General features: G+C 73.5%; 24 protein-coding genes. 6 read left to right on the top strand and 18 right to left on the bottom strand.

Translation table 11 applies throughout. The features are described 5' to 3' along the window. Positions 1–18: 18 nt before the first annotated feature. From secB to H9645_RS05920, 4 genes are all read right to left on the bottom strand, one after another. Complete coding sequence (gene secB, locus H9645_RS05935; RefSeq protein WP_191728796.1) at positions 19–549, bottom strand: protein-export chaperone SecB; 531 nt, start codon at positions 547–549, stop codon at positions 19–21. A gap of 57 nt (positions 550–606) precedes the next feature. Continuing rightward, positions 607–1047 carry a rhodanese-like domain-containing protein gene (locus tag H9645_RS05930; RefSeq protein ID WP_191728795.1) on the bottom strand — a complete coding sequence of 147 codons (441 nt, stop codon included), beginning with the start codon at positions 1045–1047 and terminating at the stop codon, positions 607–609. 70 nt (positions 1048–1117) lie between these two features. Continuing rightward, positions 1118–1549 (bottom strand): hypothetical protein, encoded by a 432-nt coding sequence (locus H9645_RS05925; protein ID WP_191728794.1) that lies wholly within the window; start codon positions 1547–1549, stop codon positions 1118–1120. Between the two features lie 31 nt (positions 1550–1580). Next, complete coding sequence (locus tag H9645_RS05920; protein WP_191728793.1) at positions 1581–2045, bottom strand: YiiD C-terminal domain-containing protein; 465 nt, start codon at positions 2043–2045, stop codon at positions 1581–1583. Between the two features lie 68 nt (positions 2046–2113). On the opposite strand from H9645_RS05920, the gene H9645_RS05915 reads away from it, so the two are divergent. The 3 genes from H9645_RS05915 to H9645_RS05905 are packed head-to-tail and all read left to right on the top strand — an operon-like array spanning position 2114 to position 5198. After that, positions 2114–2890 (top strand): uroporphyrinogen-III synthase, encoded by a 777-nt coding sequence (locus tag H9645_RS05915; protein WP_191728792.1) that lies wholly within the window; start codon positions 2114–2116, stop codon positions 2888–2890. A 33-nt stretch (positions 2891–2923) separates the two neighbouring features. Then, a complete protein-coding gene (locus H9645_RS05910; protein ID WP_191728791.1) occupies positions 2924–3934 on the top strand; it encodes a uroporphyrinogen-III C-methyltransferase in 1011 nt (336 codons plus the stop codon). Between the two features lie 52 nt (positions 3935–3986). Beyond that, positions 3987–5198: a heme biosynthesis protein HemY gene (locus tag H9645_RS05905; protein WP_191728790.1), complete on the top strand. Its 1212-nt coding sequence runs from the start codon at positions 3987–3989 to the stop codon at positions 5196–5198. Between the two features lie 316 nt (positions 5199–5514). Here the strand turns inward: H9645_RS05905 and H9645_RS05900 are convergent, their stop codons facing one another. Continuing rightward, positions 5515–6792 (bottom strand): acetyl-CoA C-acetyltransferase, encoded by a 1278-nt coding sequence (locus H9645_RS05900; RefSeq protein WP_191728789.1) that lies wholly within the window; start codon positions 6790–6792, stop codon positions 5515–5517. 77 nt (positions 6793–6869) lie between these two features. Between H9645_RS05900 and H9645_RS05895 the strand changes: the two genes are divergently transcribed. Beyond that, positions 6870–7796: a hypothetical protein gene (locus H9645_RS05895; RefSeq protein WP_191728788.1), complete on the top strand. Its 927-nt coding sequence runs from the start codon at positions 6870–6872 to the stop codon at positions 7794–7796. A gap of 10 nt (positions 7797–7806) precedes the next feature. On the opposite strand, the gene H9645_RS05890 is transcribed toward H9645_RS05895, so the two are convergent. The 7 genes from H9645_RS05890 to glnA form a co-directional block, all read right to left on the bottom strand. Further along, on the bottom strand, positions 7807–8454 hold the full coding sequence (locus tag H9645_RS05890; RefSeq protein ID WP_191728787.1) for a superoxide dismutase family protein: 648 nt from the start codon (positions 8452–8454) through the stop codon (positions 7807–7809). Positions 8455–8470: 16 nt separating this feature from the next. Then, complete coding sequence (locus H9645_RS05885) at positions 8471–9013, bottom strand: superoxide dismutase family protein (RefSeq protein ID WP_191728786.1); 543 nt, start codon at positions 9011–9013, stop codon at positions 8471–8473. A 66-nt stretch (positions 9014–9079) separates the two neighbouring features. Continuing rightward, entirely contained in the window at positions 9080–10531 is a 1452-nt protein-coding gene (gene ntrC, locus H9645_RS05880; protein ID WP_191728785.1) for a nitrogen regulation protein NR(I), read from the bottom strand. Continuing rightward, a complete protein-coding gene (locus H9645_RS05875) occupies positions 10518–11789 on the bottom strand; it encodes a two-component system sensor histidine kinase NtrB (RefSeq protein ID WP_191728784.1) in 1272 nt (423 codons plus the stop codon). The genes ntrC and H9645_RS05875 overlap by 14 nt, the downstream gene beginning before the upstream one ends. Positions 11790–11863: 74 nt before the next feature. Continuing rightward, complete coding sequence (locus H9645_RS05870) at positions 11864–12301, bottom strand: hypothetical protein (protein ID WP_191728783.1); 438 nt, start codon at positions 12299–12301, stop codon at positions 11864–11866. A gap of 69 nt (positions 12302–12370) precedes the next feature. Continuing rightward, entirely contained in the window at positions 12371–13126 is a 756-nt protein-coding gene (locus H9645_RS05865; RefSeq protein ID WP_225218031.1) for an N-acetylmuramoyl-L-alanine amidase, read from the bottom strand. Positions 13127–13284: 158 nt separating this feature from the next. After that, a complete protein-coding gene (glnA, locus tag H9645_RS05860) occupies positions 13285–14694 on the bottom strand; it encodes a type I glutamate--ammonia ligase (protein WP_191728781.1) in 1410 nt (469 codons plus the stop codon). A 244-nt stretch (positions 14695–14938) separates the two neighbouring features. Between glnA and H9645_RS05855 the strand changes: the two genes are divergently transcribed. Together H9645_RS05855 and H9645_RS05850 are read left to right on the top strand one after the other, a co-directional pair. Beyond that, positions 14939–15736: an undecaprenyl-diphosphate phosphatase gene (locus H9645_RS05855; RefSeq protein WP_191728780.1), complete on the top strand. Its 798-nt coding sequence runs from the start codon at positions 14939–14941 to the stop codon at positions 15734–15736. 64 nt (positions 15737–15800) lie between these two features. Continuing rightward, entirely contained in the window at positions 15801–16673 is an 873-nt protein-coding gene (locus H9645_RS05850) for an META and DUF4377 domain-containing protein (RefSeq protein ID WP_191728779.1), read from the top strand. Between the two features lie 101 nt (positions 16674–16774). Here H9645_RS05850 and H9645_RS05845 read toward each other — a convergent pair whose 3' ends face one another. From H9645_RS05845 to H9645_RS05820, 6 genes are all read right to left on the bottom strand, one after another. Then, positions 16775–17389 carry a YbhB/YbcL family Raf kinase inhibitor-like protein gene (locus tag H9645_RS05845; protein ID WP_191728778.1) on the bottom strand — a complete coding sequence of 205 codons (615 nt, stop codon included), beginning with the start codon at positions 17387–17389 and terminating at the stop codon, positions 16775–16777. Between the two features lie 18 nt (positions 17390–17407). Beyond that, positions 17408–19480 (bottom strand): tetratricopeptide repeat protein, encoded by a 2073-nt coding sequence (locus tag H9645_RS05840; RefSeq protein ID WP_191728777.1) that lies wholly within the window; start codon positions 19478–19480, stop codon positions 17408–17410. Between the two features lie 12 nt (positions 19481–19492). After that, a complete protein-coding gene (locus tag H9645_RS05835) occupies positions 19493–20527 on the bottom strand; it encodes a YheT family hydrolase (protein ID WP_191728776.1) in 1035 nt (344 codons plus the stop codon). Then, a complete protein-coding gene (locus H9645_RS05830) occupies positions 20524–21324 on the bottom strand; it encodes a lysophospholipid acyltransferase family protein (RefSeq protein ID WP_191728775.1) in 801 nt (266 codons plus the stop codon). Before H9645_RS05830 ends, H9645_RS05835 begins: the two co-directional genes overlap by 4 nt. Before the next feature lie 48 nt (positions 21325–21372). Continuing rightward, positions 21373–21807, bottom strand: a complete 435-nt coding sequence (locus H9645_RS05825) for a hotdog fold thioesterase (protein WP_191728774.1) — start codon at positions 21805–21807, stop codon at positions 21373–21375. Positions 21808–21883: 76 nt separating this feature from the next. Beyond that, on the bottom strand, positions 21884–22066 hold the full coding sequence (locus H9645_RS05820; RefSeq protein WP_191728773.1) for a hypothetical protein: 183 nt from the start codon (positions 22064–22066) through the stop codon (positions 21884–21886). Positions 22067–22140 lie beyond the last annotated feature (74 nt).

The raw sequence follows: 22140 nt of genomic DNA, 5'->3' as shown, positions 1-22140 counted from the left end.
GGAAGGCCTGGCGGACACTCAGGCGTTGCCGCTGGTCTCGCCGCTGGCCAGGTCGACGCCCTGCGCGGACTGCTGCGCGCGCTGGCGCAGGCCTTCGGCGTACAGCGCCTCGAAGTTGATGGGCTGCAGCAGGAAGGGCGCGAAGCCGCCGGCCTGGATCAGGTCGCCGATGACCTGGCGCGCATAGGGATACAGGATGGTCGGGCAGTGGGTGCCGAGCATCGCGTCCAGCGACTGGTCGTCGAAGCCGGAGAGGTTGAACAGGCCGGCCTGCTGCACTTCGACCAGGTACACGGTCTTCTCGTCGGACAGCTTGCAGGTCAGGTTGATGCCCAGCACCACCTCGAACGAGTTGTCCGCGATGCGGGTGACGCGCTGGTTGAGGTTCATCTGCAGCTGCGGCTGGCCCTGCTCGCCGAAGGCCTGCGGGGTCTTGGGGGCCTCGAAGGAGACGTCCTTGACGTAGATCTTCTCGACGGTGAACTGCGGGCCGTTCGGCTGCTGCGCACCGGCGGCGCCATTGGCGTTGGTGGCTTCCTGGTCGGACATCTCGTGTTGCTCCAGCGGGATTCGGATAAGGAGGGGATTATCGCACGGGGCCGTCGGCTACTTGCCGCGCCCCTTGGCCAGCGGCAGGTCGGCCTGCTGCCAGGCGCCGATGCCGCCTTCGAGCACGTAGACCTTCCCGAAGCCGGCCTTGCGCAGGCGCTTGGCAGCGTCGACCGCGGTGACGCCGGTCTTGCACACGGCCACCACCGGCAGCGACTTCGCGCCGGCCAGTGCCTTGTTCTCGGGATCGAACTGGGCCATCTGCACGTTCTTCGAGCCGGGGATGTGACCCTTCTCGAACTCGGCGGCGGGGCGCAGGTCGACCACCAGCGCGTCCTCGCGGTTCACCAGCGCGGTGAGCTCGGCCGGGCGCAGGCCCTTGAAGCCGCGGAACACGCGCATGAGTTCGGTGTAGGCGATCGCCACGGTGATGCCGGCCAGGGCCAGCGACAGCATGGGGTTGCGGCCGAGGAAGGCCCACAGTTCTTCGAAGTTCACGTTGGTCGGCGATCCGGCGGCGGGCGGCGATTGTCTCCCAGCGCCGCCGGCGGCGCAAAGCGCGCGGCGGCTACTCGCCGCGCCAGAAGTCGGGCAGGCCGCCGGTGTTCCACCAGGTGTTCGCGGCCTCGTCCCAGCGCCAGGACTCGCGGTAGCGCATGCCGCGCTCGGCCATGGTGTGGCGGTTGATCACGCCGATGTCGATGTCGCGGACGGCCGTGCCGTCCGTGGTCGGCTGCACGCCGAGTTCGCGGTAATGGGACACCTGGACCTGGGCATAGCGCTCCAGCTCGACGTCGGTCAGCGGGTGCTGCTCGCGGTAGTCCGGGTCGACCAGGTTCCAGGCACCCTCGAAGTCGCCCCAGCGGATCGCGGCCGACCAGGCGTACTGCGCGCGCTGCAGCGCCTCGCCCTTGCCGGTGCTGGCGCAGCCGGGCAGCAGCAGCGCGCAGGCCAGCAGCGCGAAGAGGACGAGGGCGGTACGGGCGTACGTCGGTCGCATATGGGGTTCCCGTCGGATGGCGGCGGCCATCCTAACCCCTGGCGATGGCGGCGTAGCCGGCCCGCAGGGTGGTGGCGACGCCGCCGTCGGGCAGCGGCACGCTGGCGGCGATGCGCACGCGGGCGCGGCCGCGGCTGCGCAGCGCCTGGTCGAACGGCGCCCAGCCGCTGCCGTCGGCCAGCGCCGCGGTGGCGCGCAGGTCGGCATAGAGCGGGGCCAGGTAGCGGATCTCGCTGTCGGCCACGAAGACGTCGGCGTCGATGCCGAGCTGGTGGCAGCGCAGGGTCACCAGGCCCCAGCCGGCCAGCGTCAGCAGCGACACCAGGCTGCCGCCGAAGGCGCAGGCCTTGTCGTTGACGTTGAGCGCCAGCGGCGCGCGCAGGGTCAGCGTGTCGGCCTCGACGTCGCGGCCGGCGATGGCGATGTCCATGGCCGCCACCGGCGGCATCGAGCGGTAGTGCGCATCCAGCGCGCGGAGTTCTTCGTCCAGTTGCATGCGTCGCGTTCCAGAGTCCTGCCTGTGGCCGTCTTGCGGGTGCGGGCGCCAGGCACCAAGCTGGCGCGATGCCTGCGCACGCCTCCACCGGGCCGCTGTCCGGATGCTACGTGATCTCGCTGCGCCCGGTCGGCGGCCACGGCGGCGTGCGGCGTGCCGCCGCCGCGCTGGGCGCGCGCACCCTCGCGCTGTCGCCCTGGCGCATCGAAGATCTCGATGACGACGACGCGCGACGCGCCCTGGAACGGTCACTCGCGGCGCACCGGGTGGTGTTCACCAGCCCGGCCGCGGTGGCGTCCGCGCGCCGCCTGCGGGCGCTGCGACCGGTCGACGGACAGGCATGGGTGGCGGTGGGCGCCGGCACCGCGCGTGCCCTGCGCCGCGCGGGCGCGTGCGATGTCGCCTCGCCGCAGCGCATGGACAGCGAGGGGCTGCTGGCGCTGCCGCAGCTGCAGGACGTCGACGGCCTCGACGTCGGCCTGGTGACCGCGCCCGGCGGTCGCGGGGTGATTGCCGCCACCCTGGAAGATCGCGGCGCGCGGGTGCTGCGCGCCAATGTCTACGCGCGCGTACCGGTGCCGCCGTCGCCGCGCGCAACCGCGGCGCTGCGGGCGCTGGACGCGCCGGCGTGGCTGCTGGCGAGCAGCGGCGAAGCGCTGGAGCGGGTGCTCGCGACCCTGCCCGCCGACGCCCTGGCCGGCCTGCGCCGCGCGCGCGTGGTCGCGGCCAGCGACCGCCTCGCGGACCTGGCCCGCGACCACGGCCTGCACGTCGCCGCGGTCGCCGCCAGCGCGCGCGTTCCGGACATGCTCGCGGCCTGCGCAGGGGCGCCCGCGACGCCCTAACATGTGCGCCCCGGCACCTTTCCGCGCGCGCCCTTGAACGCCCCCGAGTCTCCCGCGGCACCCCGTCGCCGCACCTCCGCACTGGCCTGGCTGCTCCTGCTGGTGGCGCTGCCGCTGGCCGCGGCGCTGGGCTGGCGCGCGTGGCAGTCCGAGCGCGACGCGCGACGCGCCGCGGACGCCGAAGAAGGCGTGCGCATCGAAGCCCTGCAGCAGCGCGTAGCCATCCTGCGCCAGGGCCAGCAGGCCCAGGGCAAGCGCCTGCAGCAGGCCGAGGCCACCAACCGCCTGCTGCGCGACGAGCTCCTGGCGATGGGCCAGCGCGCGGCGCTGCTCGAGGACAGCGTGCAGCGCCTGGCCGACCCGGCGCAGGATGCCGCGCGCGCGCTTCGCCTGGACGAGGTGGAACTGCTGCTGGCGCAGGGCAAGCAGCGGCTGCTGCTCGCCGGCGACCTGCAGGGCGCACGCAGCGCCTATGCGCTGGCCGCGCGCCTGCTCGATGCCCTCGACGCCCCGGCCGACATCGACCTGCGCCAGGTCCTGGCCGACGAGCGCGCGATGCTCGACGCGCTCGGCGCGGACCCGCGCGTCGCCGCGGTCGCGCGCCTGGACGCGTTCGAGGCGGGCCTCGACGATGCGGCCGGCGCGCCTGCCACGGCCGTGCCGGAGCGCGACGCCGCGGCGTCGGCGCAGCCCTGGTGGCAGCGCGTCGCCAGCCGCATCGTCGACGTCCGCCGCAGCGACGAGGTGCTGGTGGTCGACGCAGGCGAACGCGCGGCCGGCCTGGCCGCACTGCGCCTGGAGCTGTCGCTGGCGCGCACGGCGGCCGAGCGCCGCGACCGCGCCGGCTACGTCGCCGCCCTCGCCCGCGTCCGCGCCCTGGTACCGCGGCTGTGGCCCCGGTCGGCGGCGCGCGACGCCCGCCTGCGCGACCTGGACGCCATCGCCGCGCTGCCGCTGGCGGTCGAACTGCCGACGCTGGGCACCACCTTCGACCAGCTGCGCCTGCAGCGCGGCCGCCGCGCCGACGCCCGCGCGCCAATGTGAACACGGCCGCGACATCGCCGCGGCTAGGGTGGCGGCGACATCGGAGGCTGCCATGAACCTGTTCCGAAACCTGCTTGTCTGGATCCTGCTGGCGATCATCGGCGCCATGGCCTGGCACCTGCTCGCGCAGGATCCCGGCTACGTGCTGGTGCGCTACCGCGGCTGGGACTACACCACCAACCTGCTCTGGGTGTCGGTGGCCGTCGTGGCCGGGCTGCTCGCGCTGTGGCTGCTGTGGTCGCTGGTGGCGCTGCCGCTGCGCGCGTGGCGCAGCCGCCGCGAGCGCCAGTCGCGCGAGCGCCTGGGCAGCGGCCTCGAGGCCCTGCACCAGGGCCACTACGCCCGTGCGGAGAAGCTGCTGCCGCAAGCGGCCGAGGACAGCGATGCCGCGGTCGCGCGCCTGGCCGCCGCCCGCGCCGCCATGGCGCGCGGCGACCATGCCGCCGCGCGCAGCCACCTCGACGCGATCGACGCCGGCCACGCGCTGACCCGCGCCATCGGCCGCGCCGAGCTCGCGCTGGCCGAGGACCGTCCCACGGACGCACTGGTCGCGCTGGACGACCCCGCCGCCCAGCCGCTGTCACCGCGCGGCCTGGCCCTGCGCGCCGACGCCTACGCCGCCTCGCGTCGCGCCGCCGACGCCTACGCGCTGCTCGGCGCCATGCGCCAGCAGCAGGCCCTGCCGGAAGCCGCGCTGGCGCAGCGTGAGCGCACCTGGGCCGCGCAGGCGCTGTCCCAGGCCGCCGACGCCAACGCGCTGGCCGACCGCTGGGAGAGCGTGCCGAAGGGACTGCGCAACGATCCCGAGGTGGTCGCCGCCTATGCCGACCGCGCGGCCGCGCTGGGTTGGGAGGATGCCGCGACGTCCAGCATCGAGCATGCGCTCGACGCCCGCTGGGACGAGGACCTGGCCGCCCGCTACGGCCGCCTGCCGATCGGCCGCGTCGAACACCGCGACACCACGGCGCAGCGCTGGCTGCAGCAGCATCCCGGCAGTCCGGCCCTGCTGCTCACCCTCGCGCGGATGGCGCGGGCCCGTGGTGACTGGATGCAGGCCGAAGACCACCTGCAGCGTGCGATCGCGCAGGGCGCGGGCCCCGATGCCTGGGAGGAACTGGGCGATGGCCTTGCCGCGACCGGCGACGACGCCCGCGCCCGCATCGCCTACGCCAACGCCCTGCGCATGCAGCGCGGCGAACCGGTCACTCCGCTCGTCGACCGCGCGCCGGTGCGGGGCTTCGAACCGGGGGTGGAAGAGCTGTAACAGCCTTGGCCACGGATTTACGCGGATGACGCGGATTTGCACGGATAGAGCAAACGCGTGCTGTTCAGGGCGTGCTGTCCAGAGGTGTGCTGTTACGGGGCGTGAGTGATCATGGCTCCGCGAGTCATGGGCGCGGAAACTGCCGGCGTACGGAACAGTGGACATCCGGACATCTCCATCCGCAGCCCTACGCAGCCCTACGCAGCATGGCACCCAAGCTCGCCACGACCCCACCAAGCCGTTTTTGCTCTATCCGTGCAAATCCGCGTCATCCGCGTAAATCCGTGGCAGAAAAAGCTCTTGCCAACCCCCGGACTCAGCGCTCCAGGATCGCGACCACGCCCATGCCGCCGGCGGTGCAGATGGAGATCAGCGCGCGGCCGCCGCCGCGCTCCTGCAGCTGGCGTGCGGCGGTCGCGACCACGCGGGCGCCGGTGGCGGCGAAGGGGTGGCCGGTGGCCAGCGACGAGCCGACCGGATTGATCTTCGCCGGGTCGATGCGGCCCAGCGGCGCGTCCAGGCCGAGGCGGTTGCGGCAGTAGTCCTCGCTCTCCCACGCACGCAGCGTGCACAGCACCTGGGCGGCGAAGGCCTCGTGGATCTCGTAGATGTCGAAGTCCTGCAGGGTGAGGCCGTTGCGCGCCAGCATTTCGGCCACGGCCACGGTCGGCGCCATCAGCAGGCCTTCGCCATGGACGAAGTCGACCGCGGCCACGTGCGCGTCGCGGACGTGGCACAGCACTTCGTGGCCGTGCGCGGCGGCCCATTCGTCGGTCGACAGCAGGCAGGCCGCGGCGCCGTCGGTGAGCGGCGTGGAGTTGCCTGCGGTGAGCGTGCCGCGCCCCGAGCTGCGGTCGAAGGCCGGCTTCAGCGTCGCCAGCTTCTCCAGCGTGGAATCGGCGCGCAGGATGTTGTCGCGCGAGACGCCGCGGAAGGCCACCACCATGTCGTCGAAGAAGCCGCGCTCGTAGGCCGCGGCCAGCCTGTGGTGCGAGGTCACCGCCAGCTCGTCCTGCGAGTCGCGCGAGATGCTCCACTCCTTGGCCATGTCCTCGCAGTGCTCGCCCATCGACTTGCCCGTGCGCGGCTCGGCCACGCCCGGGAACTCCGGCTTGAGCTCGCGCAGGCGGAAGCCGCGGAACTGCGCCAGCCGGTCGCGCGGCGCCTTGGCGGCGTTGGCCGCCAGCAGGCGTCGGCGCAGCGACTTGCCGTACACGATCGGCACGTCCGAGGTGGTGTCGCTGCCGCCGCCGATGCCGCTGTCGATCTGCCCGGCGGCGATCCTGTTGCCGATGGTGATGATCGAATCCAGCGAGGTGCCGCAGGCGCGCTGCAGGGTGATGCCCGGCGTCAGCGGGGACAGCCCGGACGACAGCGCGGCCTCGCGGCCGAGGTTCCAGTCGCTGGAGTGCTTGATCACCGCGCCCATCGCGACCTCGCCCAGGCGCTGGCCGTGCAGGCCGAACTTCTCCACCAGGGCACCCAGCGTGCGCACCGACATGCCGAGGTTGCCGACGTCCGCGTAGGCGGTGTTCTGGCGGCAGAAGGGGATGCGGACGCCGCCGAGGACGGCGACGGGACGACCATGCAGCATCGGGAACCTCGCAGGCGGCCCGCCGACCGTGGCAGGCATAATGGAGACGAGTTTAGCGCCGCTCATGCGCAGGGCCAATGAACCAGACCACGACCACCAGGCAAGGACCCGCGCGCGTGCTCGGCGCGCTCGCACTCGAACGTTCGCCGGGCAGCGACACCGGCCGCGACGCGATCACGCAGGCCGATGCCGGCGCGCTTGCCGCGCTGGTCGCGGCCGACCTGGCCGGCTTCGCGCCCGAGGCCGCGGGCCTGGACTGCACGCTGGTCGCCGCGCACTTCGATCCGGTGGAACTGCTGCGCCCCGGCTGGCCGCTGCACCAGGAACTGTGGCAGCTCGCCGCCAAGGCGCCGCGCGCCCCCGGCGGCGGCGCCCGGATCCTGGCCTTCGGCAGCCACGAGGGCCAGCTTCCCGGCGCGCTGTCACCGGCGCCGGAGCATGCCGGAGGGCCGCTGCGCCTGCTGCCCTTCGTGCTCGACGGCGACGCCGCCACCGTCGCCCGCGTGTCCGCGCGCTTCGAAGCCGACCTGATGGAGGAAGGCATGGCCGGCGCAGGCACCGCGCTGGCGGCGCAGGAGGCCTTCGGCATGCGCGTCGAACACGCGCGCTACCTGACCGTGCACGACCTGTGCGCGATGACCGCGATGCAGTACGAACACGCCGGCCTCGAAGCGCTGTGGCCGCTGCTTGAGACCGCGCTGCTGTCGCCGGCGCGCGAGGCGTGGATGGATGCGCCGCCGGAACCGCTGCTGCACTACGCGGGGGGCGGCCAGGTGCGCATGGCGCTGTTCGCGCCGGCGGCCTGGCACGCGCATTACGCCGGAGGCACGTCCGCCGGAGACGGGGACGCGGCGTCGGTCGCCCGCCTCGAACGCCTCTACGCCCACTTCGAGGCGCGCCAGCGCCAGCTGGCCAGCCTGCTGCGCGCGCATGGCCTGGCGGTGGAGTTCATCCACTGCCGGGACGACGCGCGGGCGGAGCTCGCGGCCCTGCCCGCGCGCTGACGGCGCCCGCCTACTGCGCCTGGGCGCCGGCCTGGGTGATCACGCCGCAGGCCAGGCGCGCGCCGGCGTTGCCGGTGGGCTGGGTGGCGTAGTCGTCGGGATCGGCGTGCACGATGACGCCGCGGCCGAGGACGTCGCTCGGCGCGCCATCCGCCAGCGTCGCGCCTTCCAGCCGGGTGTTGACCACGGCCACGCCGGTGTCGTCGGCGGTGATGTTGTCGGTATCGCCCACGTGGTGCTCGCCGGAGCCGATGCGGCCATGGGCCGCGCCCGCCGGGTTGAAGTGGCCGCCGGCGCTGGTGCCGTCCGGCGCGCTGCAGTCCCCGTTCTCGTGCACGTGGAAGCCGTGCTCGCTGCCCGGCGCCAGGCCGTTGACCTGGCCGGTGATGGCGACGCCGCCGTCCACCGCCTCGAACGCGAGCTCGCCGGTGACCGAATTGCCTTCGGTCGCCGCCAGTACCGCCACGGTGTGCGGCGCGGGCGTGGTGGTCATGTCGGACATGGCGGGAGGCGGGATGCCGTCCGCGGGCGCGTCGACGGCAGCGGCCGCGGTGGCGGCGTCGGTCGACGGCGTGGCGGCATCGTCGCTGCGCTCGGCGCAGGCCGCCAGGGCAAAGGCCAGCGACGCGGCCAGCAGGGTCATGGGGATCGTGCGCATGGGGTGCTACTCCTTCCTAGGGCGCGCCGTCAGGCGCAAGGGTGATGACGCCACAGGCGATCCGCGCGCCGGTCGCACCGGGGGTGGAACCGAGCACGACGAGCGAGCGCCCGGCGATGTCGTTGGCCGCGCCGCCGCCGAGCACGGCGCCGCGGACGAGCTGGTCGACCCGCGACACGCCGCGCCCGTCGGCGACGATCCGGTCGCTGCCGCCGTCCGTCGCTCCCTGGCCGGTGGCGTCGAAATACGGTCCGGCGCTCGAAGCATCGACCGCGCTGCAGTCGCCGCGGGCATGCACCTGCAGCACGTGGGCACCGTGGCGGCTGAGGCCGCCGATCTCGCCCGACAGGCGCACGCCCGCGGCCTCGGCACGCAGGTCGATGCGGCCGCTGGCGAGGGTGGCGGAGGCGGCGGCGAGGTTGGCGCGCGCAGCGGTGGCGGTGCCAGCGTCGGCGCGCGGAAGCGGCGCCGCGGGGCCAGGTTCGCGCGGCGTGGGCGGGGTGCTGGCGCAGGCGGCCAGCAACAGGGTGGCGGCCAGGGCGGCGGGGATGCGTCGCATGCCTTCCGATGGGCTCCGGTGGGGCGACAAGGGTAGCCGCGCCCGGGTTGTGGATGCGTGACCATGTCAGCGCGGCGGACGCCGCGCGCCGAGCTTGCGCGTGAGCGTGTTGCGCCCGACCCCCAGGCGCGCGGCGGCCTCGCCCCGATGCTGCCCGGTCTGTTCGAGCGCGGCTTCGAGCAGCACCCGGTCGAGGCGGTCGCGGGCCTCGGCGTGGATGCCGGGCGCTCCGGCGGCCAGGCGGGCCAGCGCCCAGGCGCGCAGCGGCGCCTCCCAGCCGGGCTCGCCCGCCGCGGTGGCGCTGGCGGGCGTGGCCGCGCCAGCGTGGACGCCCCAGGCCTCGTGCAGGTCCGCGACCTCCACCACATCGCCCGGCGCCAGCGCGGCCAGGCGCCAGCACAGGTTTTCCAGCTCGCGCACGTTGCCCGGCCAGTGATGGGCCTCGAGCTGCGCCAGCGCCGGCCGCGACAGGCGCTTGGCCGGCGCGTCGAAGCGCGCGGCCGCGCGCTGCAGGAAGCGCTCGGCCAGCCGCGGCACGTCGCCGCGGCGCTCGCGCAGCGGCGGCAGGCGCAGCCGTACCACGTCCAGGCGATGCAGCAGGTCGGCGCGGAAGCCGCCGTCGCGCACCTTCGCCTCCAGGTCCTGGTGGGTGGCGGCGACCACGCGCACGTCGACCCGGATCAGCTCGCGGCCGCCGACGCGGAAGAACTCGCCCTCGGCCAGCACCCGCAGCAGCCGCGTCTGCAGCGCCAGCGGCATGTCGCCGATCTCGTCCAGGAACAGCGTGCCGCCGTGGGCCTGCTCGAAGCGCCCGACGTGGCGCTTCGTGGCCCCGGTGAAGGCCCCGGCCTCGTGGCCGAACAGCTCGCTTTCCAGCAGCTCGGCGGGGATGGCGGCGGTATTGAGCGCGACGAATGGCGCGCGCGCGCGCGGCGACTCGCGGTGCAGCGCGCGCGCCACCAGCTCCTTGCCGGTGCCGGTCTCGCCGGTGACCAGCACCGACAGCGGCGCCTGCGCCAGGCGGCCGATGGCGCGGAACAGCTGCTGCATCGCCGGCGCATCGCCGATCAGGGTGTCGTCGTCGGGGCGTCCGTCGGCATCGTCGCCGCCGGGCGCGGGCACGTCCGCGGCGGCGTCGCGCCCGCCCAGCGCGCGCTCGGCCAGGGCCACGGCGTCGTCGAGGTCGAAGGGCTTGGACAGGAATTCCTGCGCGCCGCCGCGAAAGGCGCCGGCGGTGCTGGCGATATCGGTGTGCGCGCTCATCACCACCACCGGCAGCGCCGGCAGGCGGCGCTTGAGCGCGTCGAGCAACACCAGGCCGTCGTCGCCGGGCATGCGCACGTCGGTGAACAGCAGCCGGGGGCGCGCGGCGCCGCGGTCGAGGGTGGACAGCACATCCGCGGCGGACTCGAATGCGGTGACCTCGAAGCCGGCCTCGCGCAGCGCGGTGGCGAGCACGAAGCGCACGGCGCGGTCGTCGTCGACCACCCAGATGCGGGCGCCCTCAGCGTCGGCCATCGCCGGACTCCTTCATGTCGTCACGCCGCCTGCCGGCGTTGCCACCGGAGCCGCCCGCCGCAGCGCCATTGTCCATGTCCTGCGCGAAGGCTTGGGTGCCGACGCCGGTATCGGTATCGACATTGGCATCGTTATCGGCGTCGGTATCGGCGTCGGCCGGGATCGCATCCGCTGCGGCCGCGGCCGCAGCCGCGTACGGCAGCAGCAGGGTGAACACCGTGTGCCCCGGGCGCGAGCGGAAGGCAATGCTGCCGCGGTGTTCGCGCGCGACCTGCTGCGCCATCGCGAGGCCGAGCCCGCTGCCGTCCGCCCGTCCCGACACCAGCGGCACGAACACCTGCCCGGCCAACTCGTCCGGCACGCCGCGGCCGTCGTCGACGATGTCCAGGCGCAGCGCAAGCGCATGCAGCTCGCTGCCGATGCGGACGCCGTGTTCGGCGCGGGTGCGCAGCACCACCTCGCCGGCCCCGGCCTCGATGGCGTTGCGCACCAGGTTCCACGCCGCCTGCACCAGGCGGTCGGCGTCGCCCTCCAGCTCCGGCAGGCTGGGGTCGTAGTCGCGCACCAGCTTCACCGCCCAGCCGGCGTCGGCCTCGGCCAGGCGCAGCACGCGTTCTAGCACGGCGTGGAGGTTGAGCCGGACGTGCGGGTTCGGCGGCGCCGGATCCAGCAGGCGGTCGACGAGCTGCGCCAGGCGCGCGACCTCGGAATCGACCAGCGCGACCAGCTCGCGCGCGGAGGCGTCGTCGCCGGGAATGCGCCGCGCCAGCAGCTGGGCCGCACCCTTCAGGCCGGCGAGCGGATTGCGCAGCTCGTGGGCCAGGCCCTTGAGTGCGGCCGACAGCGCCAGCGGCAGCGCCGCCAGCGGATCGCCGCCGGGGAACTCGTCGACCGGATGCAGCTCGAGCAGCCAGCCGCCGTCCGCGCGCGGGGTCAGCCAGGCCTCGGCGAAGCGCACGGGGCCTCCGGGACAGGCCAGCGCCAGGCGCGGCAGGCGCAGGACGCCGAATGCTTCCGGCGCCGCCACGGACGCAGCGGACCCCGACGTCGCCGCCGCACCGGCATCCAGCGACAGCGCGCCGGCCAGCGCCTCCCCGTCCACTTCCAGCGCCGCCAGCGGCAGTCCCGCCAGCCGGCGCAGCGAGACCCCGAACCACTGGCCGCTGGCCAGGTTGCCGGCCTCGACCGTGCCCACGGGCGAAACCGCGAGCAGCGGGGTGCTCAGCTGGTCGAAGGCGGGATCGAAGGCGGACGGCATTGCACCAATCTAGTGCACGGCGGGCGTCCTGTCAGGCCCCGCGGCGCCATGGCGCGAGGGTCCCGCAACCGTGCCTATCGCCGTGCCCGCGTCGCCCGGTACTCCGCGATCGCCTGCGCCGCGCTCGGGTTCGACATGCCCATGCCATTGACGTAGACCGCCGGCGCGCCGCGCTTGAAGACTTCGACGGTGCGGTCCATCGCCTGCATCTGCTCGCGCGTGGGATTGGCCACGTCGAAGGAGAACCCGTCGCCGCGCACGACCGGCACGCCGGCGCGGCTGAGTGCGGCGACCAGCGCCTCGGTGCGCTGCGCCTGGTCGGAGGGGCAGTTGCGCGGCGCCAGCACCAGCACCGCGTTGCGCGGCGTGCCGCCGGGCATCGCCACCGGCACGAAGCCGTTGTCGCTGGTCATGGCCGCGGTCGCGGCGGCCGCGCCGGGACCACGTTCGTGCCACCAGTCCCAGGCGCCGTAGAGGGCGCAGGCCATCAGGATGGGTACGAGCAATCGCATGGTCGTGGGGACATCCGTGTCGATGCCGCGGCATCGCGGCGGGAGCGCCCGCTGCCGGGCCGGAGGATCCTACCGGGGCGCAGGCTGCAGCAGGCCGGCGCCGCCGGGCAGCGTCAGCGCATGCAGGATGCGAAGGTCCTCGTCGTCCAGCACGGTGGCGGCGTCGCCGCGGAAGCGCAGGCGGAAGGCACGGATGGTGGCGTCGCCGTGCGAGGTGTCGTAGCCGACCTGCTCCAGCGCGCGCATCGCGTCGAAGTCCGCCGGCGCCGGCGGCGCGTCGTCGGCCGGCCAGATGCCGAAGCCCGCCTCGGCCAGGCGCCGCCACGGGAACAGCGCGCCGGGATCGATCTTGCGCGAGGGCGCGAGGTCCGAATGCCCGATCACCTGGCTGCGCGGGATGCGCAGGCGCGTGGCGAGATCGTCCAGCAGCCGCAGCAGCGCCTCGACCTGCGGTTCGGTGAAGGGCTCGCGGCCGTCGTTGTCGATCTCGATGCCGATCGAGGCCGAATTGAGGTCGGTGATCGTGCCCCAGCGCCCGCCGCCGGCATGCCAGGCACGGTGCGCGTCGGCGACGAGCTGGTAGATCCCGCCGTCGTCGCCGACCAGGTAGTGCGAGCTCACCGGGCCGCCGCTGTTGGCGGTGCGCAGGGTGTGCAGGCTCTGTTCGACCGACTCCTGCTCGGTGTAGTGCAGGACGATGACGACCGGGCGGCGCTCGTCGAAGTTCGGCGAGGCGACCCACGTCGCCATCGGGTTGCGAGGCGCCTGGTGGGCGCACGCGGACAACAGGGCGGCGCAGAGGGCCGCGGCGACCAGCTTCTTCATGGAGCGCATTGCAGCCTGCGTGCGCGGCCAATGCAAGCGCCCACGAGGCCGCGCCCTCGCAAACAATCCTGCAGGAGCAGCTATAGCTGCGACCGGAGGTGCGGCGAGCCCGGGTCGCAGCCATGGCTGCTCCTACAGGAAGCAGTGAGCGGATCGCGTCAGATCGCGTAGTACAGCTGGTACTCCAGCGGATGCACCGCGCCACGGAACGCGGTCACTTCCTTCATCTTCAGCGCGATGTAGGCGTCGATGAAGTCGTCGCTCATCACGCCGCCGGCCTTGAGGAACTCGCGGTCGGCGTCGAGCGCTTCGAGCGCCTGGTCGAGCGAGTGGCAGACGGTCGGGATGCCCTTGGCCTCTTCCGGCGGCAGGTCGTAGAGGTCCTTGTCGCTGGGGCCACCCGGGTCGATCTGGTTCCGGATGCCGTCCAGGCCGGCCATCATCAGCGCGGTGAAGATCAGGTAGCCGGAGTTCATCGGATCCGGGAAGCGGAATTCGACGCGACGCGCCTTCGGGTTCGACACGTAGGGGATGCGGCACGAGGCCGAGCGGTTGGACGCCGAGTACGCCAGCATCACCGGCGCCTCGAAGCCCGGCACCAGGCGCTTGTAGCTGTTGGTGCTCGAGTTGGCGAAGGCGTTGATCGCGCGCGCGTGCTTGAACACGCCGCCGATGTACCAGAGCGCGGTCTGGCTGAGGCCGCCGTAGCCGTCGCCGGTGAACAGGTTCACGCCGCCCTTGGCCAGCGACTGGTGCACGTGCATGCCGCTGCCGTTGTCGCCCACCAGCGGCTTGGGCATGAAAGTGGCGGTCTTGCCGTTGCGGTGGGCCACGTTCTTGATGACGTACTTCATCGTCAGCAGTTCGTCGGCCTTCTGCACCAGCGAGCTGAACTTCGTGCCGATCTCGCACTGGCCGGCGTTGGCCACCTCGTGGTGGTGCACTTCCACCTCGATGCCGACGGCTTCGAGCGTCTTGCACATCTCGGCGCGGATGTCGTGCAGCGAGTCCAGCGGCGCCACCGGGAAGTAGCCGCCCTTCACGCCCGGGCGGTAGCCGCTGTTGCCGCCGGCGTACTCGCGGCCGGAGTTCCAGGCGGCTTCTTCGGAGTCGACGTGGAAGAAGGTGTGGCCCATGTCGTTGGCGTAGCGCACCGAGTCGAAGATGAAGAACTCGGGCTCGGGGCCGAAGAACGCCTGCTCGGCGATGCCGCTGGCCTTGAGATAGGCCTCGGCGCGGCGCGCGATGCCGCGCGGGTCGCGGTTGTAGGCCTGCATCGTCGCCGGGTCGAGCACGTCGCAGGTCAGGACCAGGGTCGGGTCGGCGGTGAAGGGGTCGAGGAAGGCGGTGGACGGATCGGGCAGCAGGACCATGTCCGAGTTCTGGATGCCGCGCCAGCCGCCGATCGAGGAGCCGTCGAACATCTTGCCGTCCTCGAACAGGCCGGGTTCGACGATCGACTTGGGGAAGGTGACGTGGTGCTGCACGCCGCGCATGTCGGCGAAGCGGAGGTCCACGAATTCGACGCGGTGGTCGGCGATCAGCTTTTCGACGTTCTCGAAGGTCATGCGGGGCTCCGGGGCAGGCAGGTGGCCCGGTGGATCCGGGCGTCGGCCATGGCAACGCAAGCGCCATGCCAGACCGCAAGTCATTGAAACACATGGAGCCGCGGAGTACCGGAACAGGAATTCGCACCACAAAGGTGCCAACCGCAGCCGGAATGCCCGGTTATGGTGCATACCTCGATCCGCTATGCTGCCGCGCGGCCCACGGGCCGCTCACCGACCCACCGCATCCCGCCGGACTCCACCGATGACCGATCCGCTGGCCGCCCTGCTCCTGGGCATCCTCGAAGGACTCACCGAATTCCTGCCGATCTCCAGCACCGGTCACCTGCTGATCGCGCAGCGCTGGCTCGGGGCGCGCTCCGACTTCTTCAACATCGTCATCCAGGCCGGCGCGATCCTCGCCATCACCCTGGTGTTCCGCGAGCGCATCACGGCGCTGGCCACCGGCCTGGGCGAAGCCCGCAACCGCGACTATGCGATGAAGCTGGCCGTGGCGTTCCTCGTCACGGCGCTGGTCGGCCTGCCCGTTCGCCTGCTCGGCTGGGAGCTGCCGGAAACCGTGACCCCCATCGCCTGGGCGCTGATCATCGGCGGCGCCTGGATGATCGTGGCCGAGCGGCTGGCCGAGCGCCGCAGTCCCGACGGCAGCGAAGTGACCTGGACGATCGCGGTGGCGGTGGGCCTGGCGCAGGTGGTGGCCGGCGTGTTTCCCGGCACCTCGCGCTCGGCGGCGGCGATCTTCATGGCCATGCTGCTGGGCCTGTCCCGGCGCACGGCCGCAGCCGAGTTCGTGTTCCTGGTCGGCATCCCGACGATGTTCGCCGCCAGCGCCTACACCTTCCTCGAACTGGCCATGGAGGGCGGCCTGGGCGGCGAGGCCTGGGCCGACGTCGGCATCGCCTTCGCCGCGGCCACGATCACCGGCTTCATGGTCGTCAAATGGCTGCTGGGATATATCGAACACCACCGGTTCACCGGATTCGCCGTCTACCGGATCCTGCTGGGTGCCGCCCTGCTGCTCTGGATCCCGGCCGGCGAGTGAGCGGGGCGACCCCGTCCAGGGCACCCGCGCGTTGGCCCGGGTCCCTGCCCACCGGAGGTCTCCGATGAAACACCTGCTTCCGCTCGCACTCCCCCTGGCACTGGCGCTGGCTGCCTGCTCGCCGCGGGACACGCCGGACACCGCGGCTCCGGCCGACGAAGGTCTGGCCTCCGAGGCGCGCGGCCACGCGGCCAGCCAGCCGGATGCGGCCCCCTCGCCTCCCGGCCGCCCGCCGGCCCCCGATCTGTCCGCGACGCTCGCCGGCCACCACTGGCGACTGGAGTCGGCCAGCGCCGCCGACGGCAGCCGCATCGACGCGCTGTCCGGCAACCCGGACGCGCCGCTGCAGCTCGACTTCCGCGACGGGCGGGTGTCGGTGAGCAACGCCTGCAACGCCATGGGCGCGGACTTCACGCTCGATGCCGGCGAACTTGGCCTGGGGCCGATGACCAGCACGCAGATGGCCTGCCCGGAGCCGCTGATGGCCATGGAACGCGAGGCCCATACGCGCCTGGCGGGCCGCCACCAGGTCCAGCTGCAGCCGGGCGAGCCCCCGCGGCTGCGCCTGGTCAACGCGCTGGGCGACACCCTGGTGTTCAGCGGCGTGCCCACCGCGCAGACGCGCCACGGCAGCGCGCCCGAACGCGTGTTCCTGGAAGTCGCCGCCGAGCGCATCGAGTGCCAGCACCCGCTGATGCCCGACCACCGCTGCCTGCGGGTGCGCGAAGTGCGCTACGACGACCGCGGCCTGAAGCAGGGCACCGGCGAATGGGGCCCGCTGTACGAGGAGATCGAAGGCTTCGAACACCAGCCCGGCATCCGCAGCGTGCTGCGCCTTGACCGCTACCAGCGCCGAAACGTGCCGGCCGATGCCTCGTCCGTGGCCTATGTACTCGACATGGTGGTCGAGACCGGCCCGGCCACGGCAGGCGACTGAGCCCCCGCCGCACCCATCCCATGTAGGAGCAGCTACAGCTGCGACCGGTCAGGCCGGACCCTTGCGGTCGCAGCTGTAGCTGCTCCTACAAAAGGCGGGAGTCAGGCGGCGTCGGGCGACAGGGTGTACGTGCCCCAGGTGGCGGCCTCGCCCAGCACGTGGCCCTGGATCGCGCGCAGCACGTCGCCGGCGGTGAAGCGCTCCGGCAGCGGCAGGCGCTCCACGTCGAGCGCGAACACGCGGAAGAAGTAGCGGTGCTCGCGCAGGTCGTGCGCCGGCGGATACGGGCCGTCGTAGCCCAGCCAGTCCCCGCCCATCTCCGCGTCGCCCGCGAACCAGCCCGTGTAGTCGTTCAGTCCCTGGCGTGCGCCTTCGGGCCCGGACGGCGCACGCTTGCCGCCCTTGCTGACGCCGTCGCTGCAGCTGCCCGCGGCGATCGCGGTCACCGTGGCGGGGATGTCGACCATCGCCCAGTGGGCGAAGTCGCCACGCGGATGCGCCACCGGGATGCCCACCTGGTCGTTGGCGACCAGCGCCGGATCGCTCGGCGCGTCGGTGTCGATGCACAGCAGCGCGAACGAACGCGTGCCCTCCGGAACGCCGCCCCAGGACAGCTGCGGATTGCGGTTGCCGCCGAAGCCGCCGCCGGGCGCACCAAGGGCGAACTCCGCGGGAATGGGCTGGCCGTGGCCGAAGCTTTCGCTGGCGATGTGCATCGTGGGTGTCCTCGTGGGTCAGGCGTCGGGGTAGCCGAGGCGGCGCGCGGCCGGGGCCAGGGTGGCGAAGGGGCCGGCCAGCAGGTCGGCATAGTCGCGCCAGCCGCCTGCGCGGAAGCGCGGGGCACCGAAGTAGCCCGCCGGAGGCTCCGGCAGCTCGATCCCCAGGGCCTCGCGCAGGCGCGCCACGATCGCGGCGGGATCCTCGCTGATGTCGTCCAGCCGCAGCAGATGATGCGGCACGAGGTCCTGCTCGTGCAGGTCGGCCAGCTGCTGCAGCGACGCGGCCAGCCATTCGGCCGAGACCTGCGGCGAGGCCAGCGCGAACGGCGTGGCGGATCCGAACGCCAGCCAGTTCAGCAGCATGTCACGGGGATCGCGCAGCACCGCCACCAGGGTGGCGCCGGGCAGCGCCTCGCGCATGACCGCGGCGTAGGCGTTGTCCCACCACAGCAGCCAGTCGATCACCGCGCCCTCGACGCCACGCGCCGGAAGCGCCTCGCGCCAGGAGGCGGCGACGGCCGCCGGGGCGACGGTCCCCCTGGCGATGGCGGTCGTCGTGGCGATGTTCTGGAATGCATCGGACGGCGGGCGGGCACCGAAGCGGTCCGCGCGGAACCCCGGAACGGCGCCGGCCAGCAGGTCGGCCACGCGTTCCACCGGGCTGCCCGGCAGGCCGGCGAGGAAGACCACCTGCGGCGCATCGGCCTCGGCGGGAACCGCCTCGGGCCACTGGCCGGGCGCGGGCGTGGTCGGCGGCAGCGGCACGCGGTCCGAGGCCTGGCGCGCGTTCAGGCGCTCCCAGCTGGCCAGCGCGGCCTTGAAATCGCCCGCGTGGTGGTGGGCCAGGCCCAGCCGCTGGCGCAGCACGTCATGGTCTCCCGGAGTCACGGCGCGCGCCAGCAGCGATTCCAGGCGCTGCGCGGCCCCGGCCGGATCGCTGGCCACCATGCTGTCGGCGAGCTGCATTTCGGCGCGCATGTGGCCGGGGACGCGCTCGAGCAGCGTCCGCGCCACCGCGTCGGCCTCGTCCTGCCGGCCCTCGCGGACATGCAGGGCCAGCGCGGCGTCCAGCGCCTCGAGCGAGTCGGGCATGATCGAGCGCCAGCGCTCCACCAGGCCGGAGGACACGCGCGCATCGCGCCATTCGAACATCAGCCGCGCGCGCCAGAGGTCGTCGCTGTCCGGCGCCGTCGCCAGCGCCGCGTCGAGCGTGCGGCGCGCATCGTCGATGGCGCCGAGTCGGCCCCAGACGGCCATGATCGCGCTCAGCGTGCGCGCGTCGCGCGGATCGGCCGCCAGCGCCCCGCGCAGCAGCTCCAGTCCGCGCTCGGGCCGGCCCGCGGCCAGCTGCAGTTGGCCGGCATGGCGGCGCAGCTCCGCCGTCGCCAGCGCCGGGTCCGAAACCAGGGTGGCGAGTTCGTCGGCGGCCTCGGCGGTCCGGCCCTGGCGCTGCAGCAGCTGCGCGATCAGCAGGCGCACCATGCCGGCGCCCGGGGCGCGCTCGAGCAGGCTGCGGAACGCCTGTTCGGCGAACGCGAGGTGTCCCTTTTCCATGTGCGCGATGCCCAACGCGTGCAGCGCCACCGGATCCTCCGGATCGAGCTTCACCGCCTGCGACAGCATCGCGAGCGCTTCGTCCACGCGCCCGCGGCGCAGCGCCAGCGCGCCGTTCACCGCGAGCAGCGCCGGCTCGTCCGGGGAAACGCGCGCCGCCAGCCGCGCCAGGCGCTCGGCCTCGGCGAGGTCGTTGCGGCCCAGGGCCAGCTGCGCCTGCACGATGTAGGCCCCGAACGCGTTCGGATTGGTGCCGATGGTCGCGTCCAGCGAACGCCCGGCGCCCTCGACGTCGCGCATGCCCAGCAGCATGCCCGCCTGCTCGAGGTGCAGGCCGGCGTCGTCCGGCGCCAACGCCACCGCCCGCGTGATGGCCGCGCGCGCGCCCGCGTCGTCGCCGCTGCTGCGCAGCGCGTGGGCGAGCAGGCGCTGGGCCTGCGCATCCTCCGGCGAGGCGTCGGCGAAGCGGCGGGCGGCATCAACGGCGGCGGCGGTGTCGCCGCGGCGCAGGGCGTCGAGGATCTGGTCTTGCATCGAAGGGGGTTCCTACGGGCGCTGGGCGCGGAAACCCCCGATTGTAGCCCGCCCCTGACGCGCGCCCGCCAGGCGCTCCACGATCCAGCGCTCGGCATAGCCGTCCAGTCGCGGACCTTCGAGGAAGCCGCAGTGGCCGCCCCAGGGCGCGACCTCGAGGAGGGCGTCGGCCGGCAGCACCAGCCGTCCGAAATCGTCGACCGGGATCACCGGATCGTCGGCGCTGGTCAGGATGGAGGCCGGCACCGCGAGCCCGGCCAGCCGGTCGCCGGCGATCGAGTAGCGGTCGAAATAGGCGTCGAGGCTGCCGAAGTCGGTGTGCCGCAGCACCAGCCATTCGGTGAGCGCGCGCATGCGCAGGCGCAGCACGCGGTCGTCGACGTCCACGTGCCCGGGGAACAGCGCGCGCTTGCGCACCAGCGAGCGCCGCCAGCTGCGCTCGAAGTGGCGCAGGTACAGCGGCAGCCCCTGCTCCATCGCCGCCATCGTGCGCGCCGGATCCAGCACCGGGCAGACCGCGGCCACGGCCTCCAGCGGCAGCCCTGCCGCGGGCGCGCGCAGGGCCAGGCGCAGCGCGAAGTTGCCGCCCAGCGAGTGGCCCGCCACCACCAGGCGCGGCCGTGGCATGCGCCGCGCGACATCCACCGCCGCGTGCACCACCTCGTCGATGCGCGCGGAGTGGAAGATGTCCGGATTGAGGTGGTGGCTGCCGCCGTGGTCGCGGAAGTTCAGCCGGAACACGTCCCAGCCGCGCGCCAGGAAGCCGGCCGTGGCCAGGCAGACATAGGCCGAATCCGCGCTGCCTTCCCAGCCGTGCAGCAGCAGCGCCATGCCCTGCGGCTCTACGCCGGGCCGTGCCGTGTGCAGGCCGAGCAGGCGCACGCCGTCGCCGCCGTCCACGATCACCTGGCGCGTCTCAGCCCCCGCGGCGGCCAGCGCGGCCAGGCCGCGGCGGCGGCGCAGCGGGCTGCCCGCCAGCACCGACTGCACGTGGGCGTTGCGCAGCCAGCGCGGCGGCCGGTAGCCGCTGGGCGCGGCCGGGCTCACGGCGCGCGCAGCGCCTCGACGATGCGCTCGCGCGCGATCCTGGCGATCGCGGCGCGGCCTTCCGCCTCGCCCGGCATCACCGGCTCGAGGAACACCACGTCGACCGTGCGCGCGGGTTCACCCAACAGGCGCAGGAAGTTCTGCAGGAAGTTCTCGCGACCCTGGAACGCCACCGCGCGCTGGCCTTCGCCGCCGGCGCCGTAGCGCAGCGCCACCGGCTGCACGGGCACCCCGGCCTCGACCGCGGCCATGAAGATGCGGGCGTGGAAGGGCCCGACCTCGTCGCCGCCGCGGGTGCGCCCCTCGGGGAACACGCCCACCGAGCGCCCTTCGCGCAGCCGCGACAGCATCGCGTCGATCACGCCGCCCATCGACTCCTGGCTGCCGCGCTGGTGGAAGATGGTCCCACCGCGGCGCGCCATCCGCCCCACCAGCGGCCAGCCGTCGATCTCCCGCTTGGCCACGAAGCCCATCATGCGCTGGCTGTGCAGGGCCGAGATGTCCATCCAGCTGACGTGGTTGGCCACGAACAGGGTCGCGCCGGGCAGCGGCTCCCCCACCCGCCGCATGCGCATCCCGAACACGCGCATCAGCCCGCCCTGCCAGAGGCGCACGAGCCTGGCATGCCATCCCGCCCCGTCGCGGTCGCGCAGGTCGCCCGGCAGCATGAGGCCCAGCATCACCGGCGGCAGGTGGACGAGCGCGTGCCAGAGCAGCATCGGCACGCGCAGGGCATAGCGGCCCGCGCGCACCAGGCGGCCTCCGGCGCGTGCGCTGGGAACGGTGGTCGAACGCATGGCGGCACGATACCGGATGGGGTCGGAGGCCGGTAGCGGAGAGGCCGATCAGGTCGCCGGGACGACGGCGAGCGTGAGCCGCGAGACGCAGGCCAGGCGCCCGCGCGCATCCTCGATGCGGATCTCCCAGACCTGGGTGCTGCGGCCGAGGTGCAGCGGCCTGGCGGTGCCGGTGACCCGGCCTTCGCGGACGGCGCGCACGTGGTTGGCGTTGATCTCGAGGCCGACGCAGACTTCGCCTTCGGCGACGCACATGTTGCCCGCGCTGCTGCCGAGGGTTTCGGCCAGCAGGACCGAGGCGCCGCCATGGAGCAGACCGTAGGGCTGCACGGTGCGCGGATCCACCGGCATGGTCGCGACCAGGCGGTCGTCGCCGATGTCCACGAATTCGATGCCCAAGGCCTCGATCGCCGTGCCCCTGGAAAGGGCGTTGAGGGCGGCCAGGTCGAGGCCGCGGCGGAAGATCGAAGGCTGGGGGGTCATGCTGGGCTCCGGTGTCCCGGGCTGGCGCCGGGGCGCGCCAGCCTAGGACCGGGTCCCCCCCGGGTCAATCAGGCCTTCAGGCGAGGCGGAAGCGCGCCGCAGGCTGGCTGCCCGGGGTGTAGCGGCGGCTGGCCGCGTAGCCGCTGCTGCTGCCGTAGCCGGTGCCGAAATCACGGGCGCGGTAGCGGGGGGCGTGGACCGGCAGGCGGGCGGCGGCGGGCGTCCGGACGGAGGCGGCGTTGGTGTCGGTGCGGTACATGGCGATCTCCTGCGGGGGGGTTGTGACTCGGTGTGTTGGTAGACTACCACACCACCCACCTACCGCAATAGGTC

Origin of the sequence: Luteimonas colneyensis (genome assembly GCF_014836665.1) — a bacterium.
GTDB lineage: Bacteria > Pseudomonadota > Gammaproteobacteria > Xanthomonadales > Xanthomonadaceae > Luteimonas > Luteimonas colneyensis.
This window is presented reverse-complemented; position numbering and strand designations above follow the sequence as displayed.